General features: G+C 74.8%; 17 protein-coding genes. 8 read left to right on the forward strand and 9 right to left on the reverse strand.

What is annotated here, in order from left to right; all coding sequences use genetic code 11:
* Both PKA89_RS07695 and PKA89_RS07700 read left to right on the forward strand, forming a co-directional pair.
* A partial coding sequence (locus tag PKA89_RS07695) for an FtsX-like permease family protein (protein WP_324418233.1) occupies positions 1-650 on the forward strand: 650 nt, incomplete at its 5' end.
* A 55-nt stretch (positions 651-705) separates the two neighbouring features.
* On the forward strand, positions 706-1,221 hold the full coding sequence (locus PKA89_RS07700) for a GNAT family N-acetyltransferase (protein ID WP_324418235.1): 516 nt from the start codon (positions 706-708) through the stop codon (positions 1,219-1,221).
* 43 nt (positions 1,222-1,264) lie between these two features.
* Here the strand turns inward: PKA89_RS07700 and PKA89_RS07705 are convergent, their stop codons facing one another.
* Positions 1,265-1,555 (reverse strand): WXG100 family type VII secretion target, encoded by a 291-nt coding sequence (locus PKA89_RS07705; protein WP_324418237.1) that lies wholly within the window; start codon positions 1,553-1,555, stop codon positions 1,265-1,267.
* Positions 1,556-1,678: 123 nt separating this feature from the next.
* Between PKA89_RS07705 and PKA89_RS07710 the strand changes: the two genes are divergently transcribed.
* Entirely contained in the window at positions 1,679-2,440 is a 762-nt protein-coding gene (locus PKA89_RS07710) for a DUF4031 domain-containing protein (RefSeq protein WP_324418239.1), read from the forward strand.
* Here PKA89_RS07710 and PKA89_RS07715 read toward each other — a convergent pair.
* From PKA89_RS07715 to PKA89_RS07740, 6 genes are all read right to left on the reverse strand, one after another.
* Positions 2,437-3,105: a hypothetical protein gene (locus tag PKA89_RS07715; protein ID WP_324418241.1), complete on the reverse strand. Its 669-nt coding sequence runs from the start codon at positions 3,103-3,105 to the stop codon at positions 2,437-2,439. The two genes, PKA89_RS07710 and PKA89_RS07715, sit on opposite strands and share 4 nt — an antisense overlap.
* Positions 3,106-3,137: 32 nt before the next feature.
* Positions 3,138-4,934 carry a DUF2339 domain-containing protein gene (locus PKA89_RS07720; protein WP_324418243.1) on the reverse strand — a complete coding sequence of 599 codons (1,797 nt, stop codon included), beginning with the start codon at positions 4,932-4,934 and terminating at the stop codon, positions 3,138-3,140.
* Positions 4,935-5,023: 89 nt separating this feature from the next.
* Complete coding sequence (locus PKA89_RS07725; RefSeq protein WP_324418244.1) at positions 5,024-6,439, reverse strand: trypsin-like peptidase domain-containing protein; 1,416 nt, start codon at positions 6,437-6,439, stop codon at positions 5,024-5,026.
* Between the two features lie 66 nt (positions 6,440-6,505).
* A complete protein-coding gene (locus tag PKA89_RS07730; RefSeq protein WP_324418246.1) occupies positions 6,506-7,951 on the reverse strand; it encodes a HAMP domain-containing sensor histidine kinase in 1,446 nt (481 codons plus the stop codon).
* Positions 7,951-8,664 (reverse strand): response regulator transcription factor, encoded by a 714-nt coding sequence (locus tag PKA89_RS07735; RefSeq protein WP_324418248.1) that lies wholly within the window; start codon positions 8,662-8,664, stop codon positions 7,951-7,953. The genes PKA89_RS07730 and PKA89_RS07735 overlap by 1 nt, the downstream gene beginning before the upstream one ends.
* A 76-nt stretch (positions 8,665-8,740) precedes the next feature.
* Positions 8,741-9,466, reverse strand: coding sequence for a hypothetical protein (locus PKA89_RS07740; protein WP_324418250.1), 726 nt, complete (start codon positions 9,464-9,466; stop codon positions 8,741-8,743).
* 106 nt (positions 9,467-9,572) lie between these two features.
* Between PKA89_RS07740 and PKA89_RS07745 the strand changes: the two genes are divergently transcribed.
* Together PKA89_RS07745 and PKA89_RS07750 are read left to right on the forward strand one after the other, a co-directional pair.
* On the forward strand, positions 9,573-10,511 hold the full coding sequence (locus PKA89_RS07745; RefSeq protein ID WP_324418251.1) for a hydroxymethylglutaryl-CoA lyase: 939 nt from the start codon (positions 9,573-9,575) through the stop codon (positions 10,509-10,511).
* A gap of 86 nt (positions 10,512-10,597) precedes the next feature.
* Positions 10,598-11,518, forward strand: a complete 921-nt coding sequence (locus PKA89_RS07750; protein ID WP_324418253.1) for a hypothetical protein — start codon at positions 10,598-10,600, stop codon at positions 11,516-11,518.
* Positions 11,519-11,575: 57 nt separating this feature from the next.
* On the opposite strand, the gene PKA89_RS07755 is transcribed toward PKA89_RS07750, so the two are convergent.
* Positions 11,576-12,901: an MFS transporter gene (locus PKA89_RS07755; protein ID WP_324418255.1), complete on the reverse strand. Its 1,326-nt coding sequence runs from the start codon at positions 12,899-12,901 to the stop codon at positions 11,576-11,578.
* A 161-nt stretch (positions 12,902-13,062) separates the two neighbouring features.
* Here PKA89_RS07755 and PKA89_RS07760 point away from each other — a divergent pair, with 161 nt between their 5' ends.
* Complete coding sequence (locus tag PKA89_RS07760; RefSeq protein WP_324418257.1) at positions 13,063-13,461, forward strand: cold-shock protein; 399 nt, start codon at positions 13,063-13,065, stop codon at positions 13,459-13,461.
* A complete protein-coding gene (locus tag PKA89_RS07765; RefSeq protein ID WP_324418259.1) occupies positions 13,461-14,207 on the forward strand; it encodes a DUF3027 domain-containing protein in 747 nt (248 codons plus the stop codon). The genes PKA89_RS07760 and PKA89_RS07765 overlap by 1 nt, the downstream gene beginning before the upstream one ends.
* 161 nt (positions 14,208-14,368) lie before the next feature.
* Here the strand turns inward: PKA89_RS07765 and PKA89_RS07770 are convergent, their stop codons facing one another.
* Positions 14,369-14,629, reverse strand: a complete 261-nt coding sequence (locus tag PKA89_RS07770) for a DUF2530 domain-containing protein (protein WP_324418261.1) — start codon at positions 14,627-14,629, stop codon at positions 14,369-14,371.
* A gap of 73 nt (positions 14,630-14,702) precedes the next feature.
* Here PKA89_RS07770 and PKA89_RS07775 point away from each other — a divergent pair, with 73 nt between their 5' ends.
* On the forward strand, positions 14,703-16,199 hold the full coding sequence (locus tag PKA89_RS07775; RefSeq protein WP_324418263.1) for an NCS2 family permease: 1,497 nt from the start codon (positions 14,703-14,705) through the stop codon (positions 16,197-16,199).
* Positions 16,200-16,359: the final 160 nt, after the last annotated feature.

Consider the following 16,359-nt stretch of genomic DNA (forward strand, 5'->3'; position numbering starts at 1 on the left):
AGGACTTCCCGGCGAAGGTCGTCGCGACCTACGAGCCGGACGCCGTGCTCCAGGCGGACGTCACGCTGTCGCTGGCCGGCTTCGACGCCCTCGGGGTCCCGCCCACCGACCGCACGACGTACGTCGTGGCCCGGACCGGCGCGGACCGGGCGGCCCTGCGGGCGGGGCTCGACGCGGCGGTGCGCGACCTGCCCACGGTCACCGTCGCGGACCAGGCGCAGTACGCAGCGGAGCAGCGCCAGCCGATCGACCGCCTGCTCTTCATCGTCTACGCCCTCCTCGGCCTGGCGGTCGTCATCGCCGTGCTCGGCATCGTCAACACGCTCGCCCTCTCGGTCGTCGAACGCGTCCGCGAGATCGGGCTGCTGCGGGCGGTCGGGCTCGGCCGGCGCCAGCTGCGCATGATGCTGCGCCTGGAGTCCGTCGCGATCGCGGTGCTCGGGGCGGTGCTCGGCGTCGTGCTCGGGCTCGCCTTCGCCCTGGCCCTGCAGCGCTCGCTCGCGGACGAGGGCATCGACGTCCTCGCGGTCCCGTGGCTGCAGCTCGTCGGGTTCGTCGCCGTCGCGGCCCTCGTCGGGGTGCTCGCGGCCCTGTGGCCGGGGCGCCGGGCGGCGCGCGTCGACGTGCTGCGCGCCATCGCCACCGAGTGACCGGCGCCCGCCCGGCCCGGAGCCGTGCCCGACGCCGGCGGTAGCGTCGGGGCCCGTGAGCACACGTCCCGACCTGCCCCACCGGCTGCCCGTCGCCGACGGGCGCTACGTCGTCGACCGGGCGTGCGCGGAGGACGTCCCGGCGGTCGTCGCCCTCCTGCGCGACGACCTGCTCGGCGCGAGCCGGGAGGGAGGCGAGCACGACCTCGAGCCGTACCGTGCTGCCTTCGCCGCGCTGGACGCCGACCCGAACCAGCTCCTCGTCGTCGTCCGCGACGAGGCCGGGAACGCTGCGGGCGAGGTCGTCGGCACGCTGCAGCTGACCTTCGTCCGAGGACTCTCGCGGGGCGGTGCCACCCGCCTGCAGGTCGAGGCGGTCCGGGTGGCCGCCCCGACCCGTGGGTCCGGGCTCGGGGCCGCGCTCATGGCCTGGGCGGCCGAGCACGGGCGGGCTCGCGGCGCCGTCCTCGCCCAGCTGACGAGCGACCTGCGCCGGACCGACGCCCACCGGTTCTACGCCCGGCTCGGGTGGACGCACTCGCACGCCGGCTTCAAGCTCGACCTGACCTGACTCACGCGGCGCGGCCCACCGCCCCGAGCCGCCGGGGGCCGTGCTAGCCGAACATGCGCGTCGCGCGGGCCTCGGTCTCGGCGTACTCGGCGCCGGCCGCCCCGAGCACCCGCCCGATGGAGTCGAGGGACTCGCGCACCTGGTGCTGCGTGCCGCGCCACTGCTCGACGACCCCTTGGAACTGGGTCGACGCGGTGCCCGTCCACGCGTCCTGGAGCCCGGTGAGCCGGGCGAGCATCGCACCGACCTGCCCCTCGAGCTCGGCGGACATCCGCGCGACGTCGGCCGCGGCCGCCGTGATGCGCTCGGTGTCGACCTGGAACTGCACTGCCATGGGATGCCCCCGTCGTCGTGGGCCGTCCCCGGTGGCCGGCCCTCTCCGCGAGGCTAGGACGCGCGGCCGACGCGGCCGCCGAGTTGTCCACAGGTCCGTTCCCGCGGCGCCTACGATCGGGCGGTGGCCATCCTCATCGACCCTCCGCGGTTCGAGGCGCACGGCCGCCGGTGGTCGCACCTCGTGAGCGACGCGAGCCTCGAGGAGCTGCACGCGTTCGCCCGCCGGTGCGGGATCCCTGCTCGGGGGTTCGAGGGGGACCACTACGACGTCCCGGAGGACCGGTACGGCGAGGTCGTCGCCGCCGGGGCGCGTCCGACGCCGCCTCGCGACCTCCTCCGGGCGCTCGTCGCGAGCGGCCTGCGCATGCAGAAGAGGCGCGGCGACAAGGGGGTCGCCCGTGTCCGCGACGTGCGGCTGCCCGACGGCATCGTCGTCGACGTCGACCTCATCGCCTCGCCTCAGGCCGCCGACCCGGCCCGGGTCTTCGCGGCCCTCGTGCTCGTGCGCGACGCAGCCGGTGACCTCGCCGTCGTGCGCTCGGTGTGGCGGGACGAGTGGGGGGCGCCGGGAGGCGGCCGCGAGGAGGGGGAGACGGTGCGCGGCACCGCAGTTCGAGAGGTGCACGAGGAGACGGGGTTGCTCCTCGACGATCGTGGGCTGCGCCCGGTGGGGTACGAACGCTTCCGCGGCGTCGCCGGAGGCGGTCCGTGGCGGGAGGGGCGCGACCTGCTCCAGCTGTTCGCCGCGGACCTCGCGGCGACCCGCCCACCGCTCACCTCGGAGCACGACGACACCTCCGACCGCCGGTGGGTGACCCGCCGCGAGCTGGAACGGTTGTGCGGCACCACGTTCTGGTGGCCGCTCGTCGACCGGCTGCTCTAGGCCGCCAGCCGGGTGAGCTCGCGCGCGAGGTTCTCGCGCGCCGTCGGCTCCCACTCGCGCCGGGCCAGGTCCGTCGCGTAGACGTGCGGACGCACGAGGAACGGGCGGAGCACGGCGCTGCGGGCCTGGGCGTAGGCGGCCACGGGGACGTGCGAGTACTCGGCGCGGACCTGTCGGCAGTACTCGTCGAACCGACCTGTGGGAGAACAGAGGATCCACAGGTCGGCGTCGTGGAGGACCGGGCGCGCCGGGTCGGGGACGAGGCCCGGTGAGGCGTCGTCGAGGTCGTGGGCGGCGGTGTCGAGGACGAGGCTGACGACGTGCTCGACGAGGGCGTCGTCGGCACCGAGGGGTCGGAGGGCGCGGGCTGCGAGGGCGGCGCTGTCGCGCTCGTTGCCCTCCGGGTCGGCGACGATGTAGACCGCGTCGTGGAACCACGCCGCGAGGACCGCCGCGGCGCGGTCGGCCTCGGGGAGGGAGACCGCGCGGGCGAGCCGGTCGACGGCCCCCAGCACCTCCGTGAGGTGGGTCAGGTCGTGGTAGCGCCGGTGCGGCTCGCTCCACCGTCGGAGCAGGTCCGCACCGAGCGTCGCGACGTCGGCGCGGTCCGCCGAGGGCAGCGCCCACCGGCAGTCCGTGAGCCAGCGTCCCTGCAGCGCGTGCACCCGGCCACTGTGGCAGACCCGTGGGTCCGGCGTCACGTGCGCGGGCGGGCTCTTTCCCACGCGCGGGCGTAGCGGCTGCCCGTCGCGAGGAGGAGCAGCCCGGTCGCGATGAAGGCGACCGAGCGGACGACCCCGTCGAGGGCGGCGAGGTCGAAGAGGAAGAGCTTCGACACCGCGACGGCCGTGAGCAGCAGGCCGCTGCGGAGGGCGAGGTCGGACCCGGACGGGCGCTCGAGCGAGTGCAGGAGGAGCCCGGCGGCGGCAGCCATCCACACGACGGTGGCGACCGCGTGGCCGGCCGTGAACCCGGTCTCGGGCACCCCGAACCGGAGACCGAGGAGCGTGCCCACGCTGACCAGTGCCGTTGCGGTGGAAGCGAGCCCGACGACCCACGCGACGACGGCGGCCAGCATCCGCAGCGGTGCGGGCACACCGCGGACGGAGGCCGCGGCCCACCAGCCGACGGCCACGCCGCCGGCGGCGAGGGCGCTGTCGACGAACGCCACGGCGAGGTCGTGCCGGCTCGCCAGGCGGACGGTCGTCACCGCGAGCGGGTGCTGGAGCCAGCCGAGCAGGGCGACGGCGGTGACGCCGGCGCCGAGTCCGAGGGTGGTCCGCGACCGGGTCACCCCGGCGACCGCGAGGTGGCCGAGCGCGAGGAGCAGCAGCCCGGTGCCGACGTAGCCGGCCGGGGCGCCGGCGACCACCGCCACGACCGCGGTGACCGCGCCGGCGGTCGCGGTGGTCACGAGGAGGTGCGGGGCCACCGGACCGAGCGGGGCCCGACCGACGACGGTGGCGGCGAGGAGCAGGCACGCGGCGACCGACGCGTGGGCGACGGCGGCGAGCGGGTCGGTCAGGCTCGTGGAGACGGCGATGGTGCCGACCGAGACGAGGGCCACCGCGGCCGAGGAGGCGACGTCGTCGGGGTCCCGGCGGACCGAGAGCGCGGAGGTCGCGACCGTGGCCGCGAGGACGACGACGGCCACCGCGAGGAGGGCGAGCGACTCGGACCGGCCGGCCGCCACGACCGAGCCCGCGAGGAGCGAGCCGGTGACCGGCACGGTGCGGACGACGGTGAGCCACGGCACGGTCCGCCCGGCGCCGGCCCACCAGCCCACGAGGGCGAGCACCGCGAGGACCGCCGAGAGCAGCCACCCGGCCCGGCCGGCGACCACCGGCGCGAACGTCCCGGCGCCGGCCACGAGCAGCACGGCCAGGAGCTCGCTCGACCACCGTCGGGCAACCGCGAGGCCGGCCACCGCGACCGCGGTGCACAGGACGAGCCCGGCGCCGGCCGGCAGCCAGCCGTAGAGCGCCGTCACGGCGACGACGTCGAGGTAGGCGGCCGCGGCGCCGGTGGCGACGAGGGCCACCGGTGCGCTCCCCACGGGGGCACCCGGGGCACGGTCGCGCGCCCCTCCGCGCACGCCGAGGCCACCGAGCAGTCCGGCGAGGAGCGCGCCGGCGGTCACCCGCGCCCCGGGCCCGAACCATCCGTGCCGGACGGCGAGCACGAGGAGCATCGCCACCCCCGCGAGGGTGACCACGGCGCCGGACACGGCGAGCACCCGGGTGACGGCGCCCTCGCGCCGGTACCACGGCAGGGCCGGCGGGCCCACCGGGCGCGGGACCGACGGGTCCGCGGGTGGGACGGGCACCGTGCGAGTCGCCGCGGCCGGAGCTGCCGGAACCGTTGCTGCACTGTGCGCCGGCTCGGGTTCGAGGTCGGCGCGGAGCCGTGCCAGGCCGTTGCCGACGGAGTACATCCGCTGCATGGCCTCGGCGAACTCGACCTCGAGCCGTGCCACGTCGTCCCGGTGCGTCATGTCCCCAAGGGTCCCGGCGCACGGGAACGGGGCGCCTGAGCACGGCTACTCATCCGTGCCCGGGCGCCCCGCCGGCGACCCTCTGCGGGTCAGTTCGTGGTGGTCGGTGTGGCCACGAGGGTGGCCTTGACCTCGATGCTCTTCCCGTCGCGCAGGACGGTGAGGGTGACCGTGCTGCCGACCGTCTGCTCGCGGACGTAGCCGACGAGCGACTGCGCGCCGTCCACCGGGTCACCGTCGAGCGCGACGACGACGTCACCGGCCCGCAGACCCGCCTTGGCCGCCGGGGTACCCGCGCCGACCTTGGTGATCTCGGCGCCGGCGCGGGTGGCCGTGCCGTCCGAGGCGCTGCCGTCCTGCGGGTAGACGCCGAGGTAGGCGTGCTCGGCCGCGCCCTTGTCGATGAGCTGCTGGGTGATCGAGCGCACCTCGGTGACCGGGATCGCGAAGCCGATGCCGATGCTGCCGGACTGGCCGCTGCCCGAGGAGCCGAGCGAGGCGATCGCGGAGTTGATGCCGACGAGCTGGCCGGCGGCGTTGACGAGCGCGCCACCGCTGTTCCCGGGGTTGATCGCCGCCGAGGTCTGGATGGCGTTGGTCACGACCGGCTCGGAGGTCTGCTGCTGTTGCTGGAAGCTGCCGCCGAACGGGTTCTGCTGCTGCGGCTGCTGCTGCTCGGCTTGGGTGGTCACCGGACGGTTTAGGGCGCTGACGATGCCGGTCGTCACGGTGCCGGCGAGGCCCAGCGGGTTCCCGACCGCCATGACCGGGTCGCCCACCTTCAGCGCGTCGGAGTCGCCCATCGCGATCGGCGTCAGGCCGCTCGGGGCCTTGTCGATCGTCACGACGGCCAGGTCGGTGGACGGGTCGGTGCCCTTGACCGTGGCGGCGAAGGTCCGGCCGTCGGCGAGCGTCACCTGGAGCTTCTGCGCCCCCGCGACCACGTGGTTGTTCGTCACGACGTGGCCGGACCGGTCGATGATGACGCCGGATCCCTGCGCCTCACCGCCCTGGAGCTGCGCGGTGATCGACACCACGCTCGGGGAGACCGCGGCCGCCGTGGCCGTCCAGTTCGGGGCGGAGGCGCTCGCCTGCTGCACCGGCCCCGTGTCCGTGCCGCGACCCAGCTGGCTCGACGCGGAGGCGCTGGAAGCCGCCTGCGTGTCGTCGGCCAGCCGGGTCGCGGCGAAGGTGCCGCCAGCGGACAGGATGGCGGCGAGCACCGCGACACCGACGATCTCGGTGAAGCGGCGCCGTCCGGACCCCTGGGAAGGGGAGCCCGTGGGGCCGGACGCCCCGACCGGACCGAACGGCCCCGACGGAGGGGGAGGGGCCGAGGGACCGGTCGGGGTGCTGGGGGAGTGCGGGGCCACCGGCACCGGTGCGGTCGGGGCCGCGTCGGAGGACGGGCGGTGGGCGGTGGTCGTGCCGCCGTGCGGGGTGTACCACTGGGGGGCGGTCCACGGGCCGGACCCGTCCGGGGTGCGGGGCTGCTGGTCGTTCATCGCCGGTCGTGTCTCCTTGTGCTCGACTGGACCCCACTCAACGCCCCCGAGGTGGGCGCGGGCTGGTCAGTGGCTGGGAGTCGGCTGTGCGAACCGGACGACGAAGGTAGCGCCGCCGCCGGGCGTCTCGGCGACCCCGACGCGGCCCCGGTGGCCGGCGACGATCGCGGCGACGATGGCCAGACCGAGGCCCGTGCCGCCGCCGCTCGAGCGCCCGCGAGACGGGTCGGCGCGGTAGAAGCGCTCGAAGACCTTGGTCGCGATGTCGGGGGGGACACCGGGGCCGTGGTCGCGCACCTCCAGGCAGGGAGTCCCGTCCTGGAGGCCGACCGCGACCTCGACCGGAGTCCCGCTCGGGGTGTGCCGCAACGCGTTCGCGACGAGGTTGGTGACGACCTGGCGCAGCCGGGGCTCCGAGCCGCGCACGACGGTCGGCTCGACGCCACCGGCGAAGCCGACGAGGGAGATGCGGCGCTCGGGGGCCCGGGCCCGGGCGTCGGCCACCGTGTCGGCGGCGAGGACGGTGAGGTCGACGTCGGTGTGCTCGACCTCCGGCTCCTCGTCGAGGCGGGCGAGCATGAGGAGGTCCTCGACGAGCGCGCTCATCCGGCCGGACTCGGCCTCGATGCGTTCCATCGCCGACCCGACGGCCTCCGGGTCGCGGACCGCGCCCTGCCGGTAGAGCTCCGCGTAGCCGCGGACCGTCGCGAGCGGGGTGCGCAGCTCGTGCGAGGCGTCGGCGACGAACTGCCGCATCCGGTCCTCGCTGGCCTCGCGCACCGCGAACGAGGACTCGACCTGGGCGAGCATCACGTTGAGGCTGCGGGAGAGGGAGGTGACCTCGTCGTCGGCCTGCCGCACGGGGATGCGCTGGGTGAGGTCGCCCTCGGCGATGGCGGCGGCGGTGTCCTCGATGCGGCGGAGCGGGCGGAAGGCGCGGCGCACGGCGAAGTGCCCGAGGACGAGGGAGAGGACGAGGGCCATCGTGCCGATCAGGGCGGTGGACACGAGCAGGCGGGTCACGGTGTGCTTCACCGGTTCCAACGGCACCCCGACCGCGACGACCGCGTTGCTCCCGGCGACCCGTGCGGCGATGAACCGCCAGCGGAGGTCGTCGTTGGTCGACCCGACGGTGAAGGGGGCCTGGCTGCGGACCCGGGCGTCGGCCGGGTCGAGCATCGGCACGTCCGGCTTGGCCGTCTGACCCTGCGGGGTGCGGCTCACGCTGCCGTCCGGGGTCTGCAGGACGAAGGCGTAGCTCGTCGGCAGCGGCTCCTCGGTGCGGCTGCGCAGGTCGCTGATCGCCTGCGTCGCGACCGGGCTGAGGACACTGCGCAGCTCGGCGTCGACCCGGGCGTCGAGGTCACTCTTGAGGAGGTAGGCCGTGACCATGCTCGTGAGGAGGAGGGCCGACCCGACGAGGACGCCGACGATGAGCAGCAGCCGGGTGCGCAGCGGCACCGCCTCGAGCCGCCGGACCATCCCGGGGGCCCGCCAGGAGGCGGTCGCCATCAGGACTGCGGAGGCAGCCGCAGGACGTACCCGACGCCGCGCTTGGTGTGGATCAGGGCGGGGAGGCCCTCGACGTCGATCTTGCGGCGGAGGTAGGAGATGTAGGACTCGACGATGCCGGACTCGCCGCGGAAGTCGTAGTCCCACACGTGGTCGAGGATCTGCGCCTTGGACAGCACGCGGTTCGGGTTGAGCATGAGGTAGCGGAGCAGCTTGAACTCGGTCGGGCTCGTCTCGATCGCCCGCCCGGCCCGGCGCACCTCGTGGGAGTCCTCGTCGAGCTCCAGGTCCTCGAACCGCAGCACCGGGCGGTCCTCGTCGAGGTCGCCGCGGGTCCGGCGCAGGACGGCGCGGATGCGCGCGACGACCTCCTCCAGCGAGAAGGGCTTGGTGACGTAGTCGTCGCCGCCGACGGTGAGGCCCTTGATCTTGTCGTCGACCGAGTCGCGCGCGGTGACGAAGACGATCGGCAGCTGGCGCCCCTGGTCGCGCAGCTTGCGGGTCACCGTGAAGCCGTCCATGTCGGGGAGCATCACGTCGAGGACGCAGAGGTCGGGCAGGTGGTCCCCGGCGACCTTGAGTGCCTCCGAGCCGCTCGCCGCCGTAGCCACGTCGAAGCCGGCGTAGCGCAGCGAGGTCGCCAGGAGCTCGCGGATGTTCGGCTCGTCCTCGACGACGAGGAGGCGGGCCTCGGGGTGCTGCGTCGCTGTCACGGTTCCCAGTCTCGCCCCGGAGTCTGGGAGTTCGCTGGACGCCGGCTGGATTCTCCCCGGTCGACGGGTGACGGCCTCAGTACCCGTCGTAGGAGGTGCTGACGTCCCCGCTGCTCGACCCCGCCGCGATGAGGAACGCGATCAGCCCGATGACGAGCAGGACCGACACCGCGGCGCCGATGGCGTAGGCCCACCAGCCGTTGCGGGAGGCACGGCGCGACCCCTCCGGGTCCGTGGACTGCTTGGTCAGCCCGACGATCCCGAAGATGAGCGCCGGGATGACGAGGACGCCGCCGCACAACAGCACGGAGGCTGCCGCGACGATGGTGAGGGCGAGGGCACTCGAGTTGTTGGCCGGCTGGACGTACGGCGAACCGGGGACGTGGCCGACCGGTCCGACCGGCCCGGCCGGGGGCGCGGCGTAGGGGTACGGCGCGGGCCCACCGGCCGCCGGCGGAGGCGGGTAGCCCGGGGTCCCGCCCGGGTGCGGGGCGGGTGTCGCGGGGTACGGCGGCGGCGCGGCGGGCGCGGGGAAGGGCGCCGACGAGGACCACTCGGGCCGCTCGTAGGACGGCTGCTCGTAGCTCGGTGAGGAGTAGCTGGGCGTGGAGTAGGTCGGCTGGCCGTAGGCCGGCGCCGACGGCGGCGTGAACGCCTGCGTCTCGCCGGTGCCGACGACCTGGGTGTCGTCCGCCGCCGGGGTGGGCGCGGCGGGCTGGGGCTCGTCGGCGGCCTCCTCCGGGCCCTCGGGCAGCGGCGGGGGCGCCGTGGGGTCGCGGTACTCGTCGTCGCTCGTGCTCACGGTGGCGTTCCTCGAATGGTCGGGGCACGGCCGCAGCGGCCGTCGCGCACGAGGATAGGGGGCCACCGGCGTCGCCCGCCGGGACATCGCGTGTCAGGATCGGGGGATGAGCCGAGCGCTGCCACAGGTCGAGCCCGACCCGTCGCTGCCGCCCCGGGTGACGGTCTACGAGGTGGGGCCGCGCGACGGCCTCCAGAACGAGTCGGCCGTCGTGCCCGCCGACGTCAAGGCCGAGTTCGTCCGTCGCCTCGTCGCGGCGGGTCTCGACACCGTCGAGACCACCTCCTTCGTGGACCCGCGGTGGGTCCCCCAGCTCGCCGACGCCGAGGAGCTGCTCGGGCTGCTGGGCGACACCGGGCGCGGTGCGCGCCGGCCGGTCCTCGTCCCGAACACGCGCGGCCTCGACCGCGCGCTCGCCGCCGGGGTCGGGGCGGTCGCGATCTTCGGCAGCGCCACCGAGACCTTCGCCCGCAAGAACCTCAACCGCACCGTCGAGGAGTCGGTCTCGATGTTCGCGCCGGTCGTCGAGCGGGCCCGCGCCGAGGGGCTGTGGGTGAGGGCCTACGTCTCGATGTGCTTCGGCGACCCCTGGGAGGGGCCGGTCCCGGTCGAGCAGGTGGTCGACGTCTGCCGCCGCCTCATGGACCTCGGCTGTGACCAGCTCTCCCTCGGCGACACCATCGGCGTCGGCACGGTCGGCCACGTGCACCGGCTGCTCGACGCGCTCGACGCCGCGGGCATCGGGCCCGAGCGTGTCGGGGTGCACTTCCACGACACCTACGGGCAGGCCCTGGCCAACACCCTCGCCGCGCTGCGCGACGGGGTGACCGTCGTCGACGCCTCCACCGGCGGCCTCGGGGGCTGTCCCTACGCGAAGTCGGCGACCGGCAACCTCGCCACCGAGGACCTCGTGTGGACCCTCGACGGCGCCGGCGTCGAGACCGGGGTGGACCTCGACGAGCTCGTCGAGACCTCGGCCTGGATGGCGGCGCACCTCGGACGGCCGTCGCCGTCCCGGGTGGTCCGGGCGCTCACCGGCGGCTGAGGCCGAACCTCCGCCTCGGCTGTGAGTTCGGTGCCAATTGGCCGGGAGCCCGCGCCGCCGCGGCCTCGCGTGCTGCACCATGGAGGATGGCCACGCGACGCACGCCGCCCGAGGGTGAGCCCTCGGACCCCACCGAGCCGATCGACCCCGCCCGCCCCGAGTCGGCGCCGCCCGCCGCGGAGGGCGTGACGCCGCCGACGACGCCTCCGTCGGCGGAGGGGGCGCCCCCTCCCGCCTCCGCGGAGGGCGCGGCGCCGCCCCCGCAGGCCGGTCCCCCGGCGGGTCCCGGGATGGACCCGCACTGGTCGGCGGCCGCGGCGTCCGCGGCCCCCGCGCCGCCGCCGGGCTGGGCGCCGCCACCGCGTCGCCCCGGGGCCGTGCGCCGCGCGTGGGGCGAGGCGACCGCGACCTCCGGGGGCCGGGTGGCGCTCGCCGTCGTCGCGGTCCTCGCGACGCTCCTCGTCGTCGCGGTCATCGGCCTCGGGGCCGCGCTCGTCGGCAGCCACGTCGGCCACTCCGGGCCGGTCGCCGGTCGCGAGGGCGGTCCGGGGCGCTGGTTCGGGCCGGACCGGGGCGGTCAGGGGGACCGCGGTGGCCCGGGCCGGGACCGGTCGGACGACGGCGCTCCGGGTCAGGGACCGTGGGGGCAGGGCCGGCCCGGGATGCCCGGCGGCCCGGGTGGGTTCGGCAACGGCCCGGGGGGTGGACCCGGCGGTGGTGCGGCGACGGGCGGCCTGGGCGGCCTCGGCGGCGTCCTCCACGGCGAGTTCACGACCTCGGCGTCCGGCTCGCCGGTCGTCATGGTCGTCCAGGTCGGTGAGGTGACGGCCTACACGCAGTCGAAGTCCGTCACCGTCAAGAGCTCCGACGGGTTCGAGGCCACCTACGACCTCACCGGGCCGGTCGCCTCGTCGCGGATCGGACTGCCGCTCGAGGTCGGAGCCCAGGTGCGGGTCGTCGCCGCGAAGCAGGGGCTCAAGGCCACCCGGCTCAACGTCGTCGGCTGAGAGCCGGGCCGACGCGGGCCGACCCGAGGGCGTCTCCCCGCCGGGGGGCGGCCGCGGTCAGCGGGTACCCACGCCGTTGACCTCGGGCGTGATCTCGCGCTCGAGGGCCAGCGCCAGCGCCGCGACGACGACGAGCCCGACGAGCAGCGTCGTGACGAAGACGCCGCCGAGCCGCCGGTCGAGGAGCCAGCCGGCCGCGACCGGGGCGGCGACGGCGCCGAGCTGGAAGGCCATCGCGGACGCGGCGTTGTACCGGCCCCGGTCGTGGTCGCTCGCGAGGTCGTTGACGATGGCCGGCACCGTCGGCTGGAGGAGGGTCTCGCCGAGGCCGAAGAAGACGTGGAAGACGACGACGCCCACCGCCGCCGCGACCGTGCCGGCGACGAGCCCGGTGGCCCCGAGCAGGCTCCACGCGAGGACCCAGAGCGCGACGAGCCCGAGGAAGACCCGGGTGCGGCGGTGGCCGTCGATGCGCCGCAGCACGAGGAACTGCATGAGGACGATGACCGCGGTGTTGGCCGCGAACGCGAGGCCGATGGTGCGGGTGGAGACCTCGCTCACCTGCCGGGCGAAGGCGGGGAAACCGGCCTCCATCTGCCCGTAGCCGACGAAGCTCGAGATGAAGGTGAGCGCCGTGATCCAGAGGACGGCCGGCCGGCGGAGGATGCGCAGGTAGCCGGAGCCGCCCGAGGGTGCGTCGTCGGCCGGGAGCGGGCGCCCGGCGACGTGGCGCAGCGGCCCGAGGAGGACCGCGACGGGGACGAGGACGCAGGCGGCGTCGACGAGGAAGATCGCCGTGAACGTGCCGGGCCTGGCCACGTCGGTGAGGAAGCCGCTGACGACGCCGCCGATGCCGATGCCGAGGTTGACCAGGGCGAAGTTGATGCCGAAGTACTGGGTGCGCAGGCGGCCCTCGACGAGGCTCGCGATCATCGCGTTGAACGCCGGCCAGCCGATGCCGAAGCTGATGCCGAGCAGGGTGACGGCGACGGCGAGGGCGGGGACCGTGGTGGCGAAGGCCATGACGACCGCGCCGAGCACCTGGGCCGCGAGGCCGGCGACGACGACGGGGCGCGCGCCGAGACGGTCGGTGAGGACGCCGACCGGTGCGGTGACGACGAGCGCGACGACCGCGATGAGGCCCATCAGCAGGCCGGCGACGTCGAGGGGGACCCCGCGGACCTCGTGCATGTAGATGACCGTGAACGGCAGGGTCATGCCCCGCCCGAGCGTGGAGACGGCCGTCGTGGAGAGCAGCCAGCGGCCGGCCGGCGGCAGAGCGGCCCAGAAGCCGCGCGCGGTGAGGTGCTCGTCGGCGACCGGCGGCTCCTCGACCCCGCTCGCCGGCGACCCGGGCTGCGGGACCTCGACCGACTCGGACATGCGGCACACGCTCCCACGAGGCGCCGACAGCCCGCGACGGGATTGCGGCGCGCCGTCCCCTCCGCAGAACCCGGCAGCGGAGCGACGGGACCAGCGGATAGCCTTGGTGGTGGTGCCCGCGCCCGGGTGCCCCCCGACTGACCAGATGGATGAGGTGGACCGTGCCGACTGGCAAGGTGAAGTTCTTCGACACCGCGAAGGGCTTCGGATTCGTGTCCGGCGATGCCGGCGAGGGTGACGTCTTCGTGCCCGCGTCCGCGTTGCCCTCGGGTGTCGAGGGGCTCAAGGGCGGTCAGCGCATCGAGTTCAGCATCGCCGAGGGTCGCCGTGGCGCCCAGGCGATGGCCGTGCGCCTCCTCGACCCCGCGCCGTCGGTCTCCACCGGGCGCAAGGTCCGCGACCGCAAGCCCGCCGACGAGATGGTCGTCATCGTCGAGGACGTCATCAAGCTCCTCGACTCCGTCTCCGAGTCGCTGCGCCGCGGTCACTACCCGGACAAGCAGCACGGCAACAAGGTCGCGCAGGTCCTGCGGGCCGTCGCCGGCGACCTCGAGCTCTGATGGCGACCGCCACCGTCGTCCGTCCCGACGCCACCCTGCGCGGCGCCGTCGACGTCGCCCGCGCCGCCCTCGCCGAGGTGTCCGAGCCGGGCAGCGTCGGCGAGCACCTCGGCATGGAGATGGTCGACGAACGGCTCGCGACCCACTACTTCGCCTGCTCGGCCACCGCCTACCGCGGCTGGCGCTGGGCGGTCTCGGTGGCGCGCGTGGCCCGCTCGAAGACGGTCACCGTCTGCGAGACCGACCTGGTGCCCGGCGACGGCGCGCTGCTCAGCCCCTCGTGGGTGCCCTACGCCTCGCGCCTGGCGCCCGGCGACCTCGGACCCGGTGACGTCACGCCGTACGTCGACGCCGACCCGCTGCTCGAGGCCGGCTGGGAGGCCACCGGCGACGACGACGTCGACGCCGTCGCCCTCTGGGAGCTGGGCCTCGGCCGCCCGCGCGTGCTGTCCGCCGAGGGCCGCGACGTCGCCGCCCGGCGCTGGTACGACGGCGAGCACGGCCCGTCCGCGCCGGTCGCGGCCAAGGCCTCGGCGGCGTGCTCCTCGTGCGGCTACTTCCTCCCGATGGCCGGCGCGCTGCGCGCGGTCTTCGGGGTCTGCGCCAACGAGTGGTCCCCGTCCGACGGCTCGGTCGTCAGCCTCGACCACGGCTGCGGTGCGCACTCGGAGGTCGACGTCGAGGCGCCGGCGCCCGAGCGGGTCTCGCCGCCGATCCTCGACGACAACGCCCTCGACCTCGCCTGAGGCCGGGCTCACCCGACAACCCTTCGCTTCACCCGGGAACGGTTCCGGGGTGGAGCGCCGGCGTATCGGGTGACCCGATACGCGGGGTGCCGGTGGGTGAAGCGCCGGCGTATCGGGTGACCCGATACGCGGGGTGCTGGTGGGGCGGGCGGGGTGGGCCGTCAGGCGCTCGCGGCGCTCCCGCGTCCCCGGCGCACGTACCACGCCGCGAAGGCGCCGAGCGCGAGGCCGGTGACGCAGGCCCACGGCCACCACGAGCGATCACCGCTGTGCAGGGCGGGCACGACGAGCGTGGCGACGAGGGCGACGGCCCACCCGACGCAGCCGACGAGGATGATCGCAGCGGTCGGCACGTTCGGGGGGTCGACCGGAGCCGACCGTCCGAGGGGGTCGCGGGCACCGTCCGGGGTCTGCTCGGTCACCCGGCCAGCGTAGCCATCTCGTCGTCACACCCCCGACACGCAGCGGGGTCCCCGCGCCACTAGCCTGCTCGCCATGGCCGAGACCACGACCACCGCCGACGCGGGCCCCACGCACCCGCCCGTCCTCGAGCGGCTCTTCCACATCCACGAGCGCGGCTCCACCGTGGGCCGCGAGCTGCGCGGTGGCGTCGCCACCTTCTTCACGATGGCCTACATCGTCGTCCTCAACCCGCTCATCCTCGGGTACGTCCAGGACGTCGACGGCAAGTTCCTCGGCGGCGGGGACGCGCCGAACCTCGCCGCCATCGCGGCCGGCACCGCGCTGGTCGCCGGCGTGCTGACCATCCTCATGGGTGTCGTCGCCAACTACCCGCTGGCCCTCGCGACCGGCTTGGGGCTCAACGCGTTCGTCGCGTACGCGATCGCGAGCAGGATGACCTGGGCCGACGCCATGGGCCTGGTCGTCCTCGAGGGCGTCATCATCCTCGTCCTCGTGCTCACCGGGTTCCGGCAGGCCGTCTTCCACGCCGTGCCGGCCCAGCTCAAGGTCGCCATCTCGGTGGGCATCGGCCTGTTCATCGCGCTCATCGGGCTCGTCGACGCGGGCTTCGTGCGACGCACCGGTGCCGGCCCCGTGCCGGTCGAGCTCGGGGTCGGCGGCCAGCTGGCCGGCTGGCCGACCCTCGTCTTCGCGCTCGGCGTCCTGCTCATCATCACGCTCTGGGTGCGGAAGGTGAAGGGTGCGATCATCATCTCGATCGTCACCATGACGGTCGTGGCGTTCGTCGTGGAGGCGATCGCGAAGGTCGGGCCGACGGTCGTCGGGCAGAACCCGGACGGCACGAACAAGGTCAACCCGCTCGGGTGGAACCTCAACGTGCCGGCCTGGCCGGACAAGGTCGACCCCATCAGCTTCGGCACGCTCGGCGAGTTCAGCCTGTTCGGCTCGGTCTCCCGGATCGGCATCGTCGCCGCCGTGCTCCTCGTCTTCACGCTGATGCTCGCCGACTTCTTCGACACGATGGGCACGATGACGGCGATCGGCGCCGAGGCCGGCCTGCTCGACGAGGAGGGCAACCCGCCGAACACCCAGCGGATCCTCGTCGTCGACTCCGTCGCCGCCGCGGCCGGTGGGGCCGCCGGCGTCTCGTCGAACACGTCGTACATCGAGTCGGCGTCCGGGGTCGGGGAGGGGGCGCGGACCGGGTTGGCGTCGGTCGTCACCGGCGTGCTGTTCCTCGTGGCGGTCGTGTTCGCGCCGCTGGTGAAGATCATCCCGAACGAGGCCGCGGTGCCGGCCCTCGTGCTCGTCGGGTTCCTCATGATGCAGCAGGTCAAGGAGATCGCCTGGGACGACCTCGAGATCGCCGTCCCGGCCTTCCTCACGATCATCCTCGTGCCGTTCACGTACTCGATCACCGTCGGCATCGGCGCCGGGTTCGTCGCGTACGTCGTCATCAAGCTCGTGCGGGGCAAGGTGCGCGAGATCCATCCGATGATGTGGGTGACGGCGGCGCTGTTCGTCGTCTACTTCTTCATCGAGCCGATCACCGAGGTCGTCTCCGGCTGACGCGCCCGACCGTCGCTCGACGCCCGCTCCCGGTGGCCCGGGGGCGGGCGTCCTGCGTCGGGTCGGCCGTGCGGGGGCCACCGTGGAATACTTAGCCACGGTAATGAGTTGTGCTAAGCACTGATGACGACCACCGCTGGAGAACCCCGTGCCCACACCC

Source organism: Phycicoccus sp., assembly GCF_035325325.1.
GTDB lineage: Bacteria > Actinomycetota > Actinomycetes > Actinomycetales > Dermatophilaceae > Phycicoccus.

Bases quoted from the DNA above. Each gene is read 5' to 3' on its own strand.
- PKA89_RS07705 (WP_324418237.1), bottom strand. From the start codon at position 1,555: ATGGCAGTGCAGTTCCAGGTCGACACCGAGCGCATCACGGCGGCCGCG.
- PKA89_RS07720 (WP_324418243.1), bottom strand. From the start codon at position 4,934: ATGACGCACCGGGACGACGTGGCACGGCTCGAGGTCGAGTTCGCCGAG.
- PKA89_RS07725 (WP_324418244.1), bottom strand. From the start codon at position 6,439: ATGAACGACCAGCAGCCCCGCACCCCGGACGGGTCCGGCCCGTGGACC.
- PKA89_RS07730 (WP_324418246.1), bottom strand. From the start codon at position 7,951: ATGGCGACCGCCTCCTGGCGGGCCCCCGGGATGGTCCGGCGGCTCGAG.
- PKA89_RS07745 (WP_324418251.1), top strand. From the start codon at position 9,573: ATGAGCCGAGCGCTGCCACAGGTCGAGCCCGACCCGTCGCTGCCGCCC.
- PKA89_RS07750 (WP_324418253.1), top strand. From the start codon at position 10,598: ATGGCCACGCGACGCACGCCGCCCGAGGGTGAGCCCTCGGACCCCACC.
- PKA89_RS07755 (WP_324418255.1), bottom strand. From the start codon at position 12,901: ATGTCCGAGTCGGTCGAGGTCCCGCAGCCCGGGTCGCCGGCGAGCGGG.
- PKA89_RS07765 (WP_324418259.1), top strand. From the start codon at position 13,461: ATGGCGACCGCCACCGTCGTCCGTCCCGACGCCACCCTGCGCGGCGCC.
- PKA89_RS07775 (WP_324418263.1), top strand. From the start codon at position 14,703: ATGGCCGAGACCACGACCACCGCCGACGCGGGCCCCACGCACCCGCCC.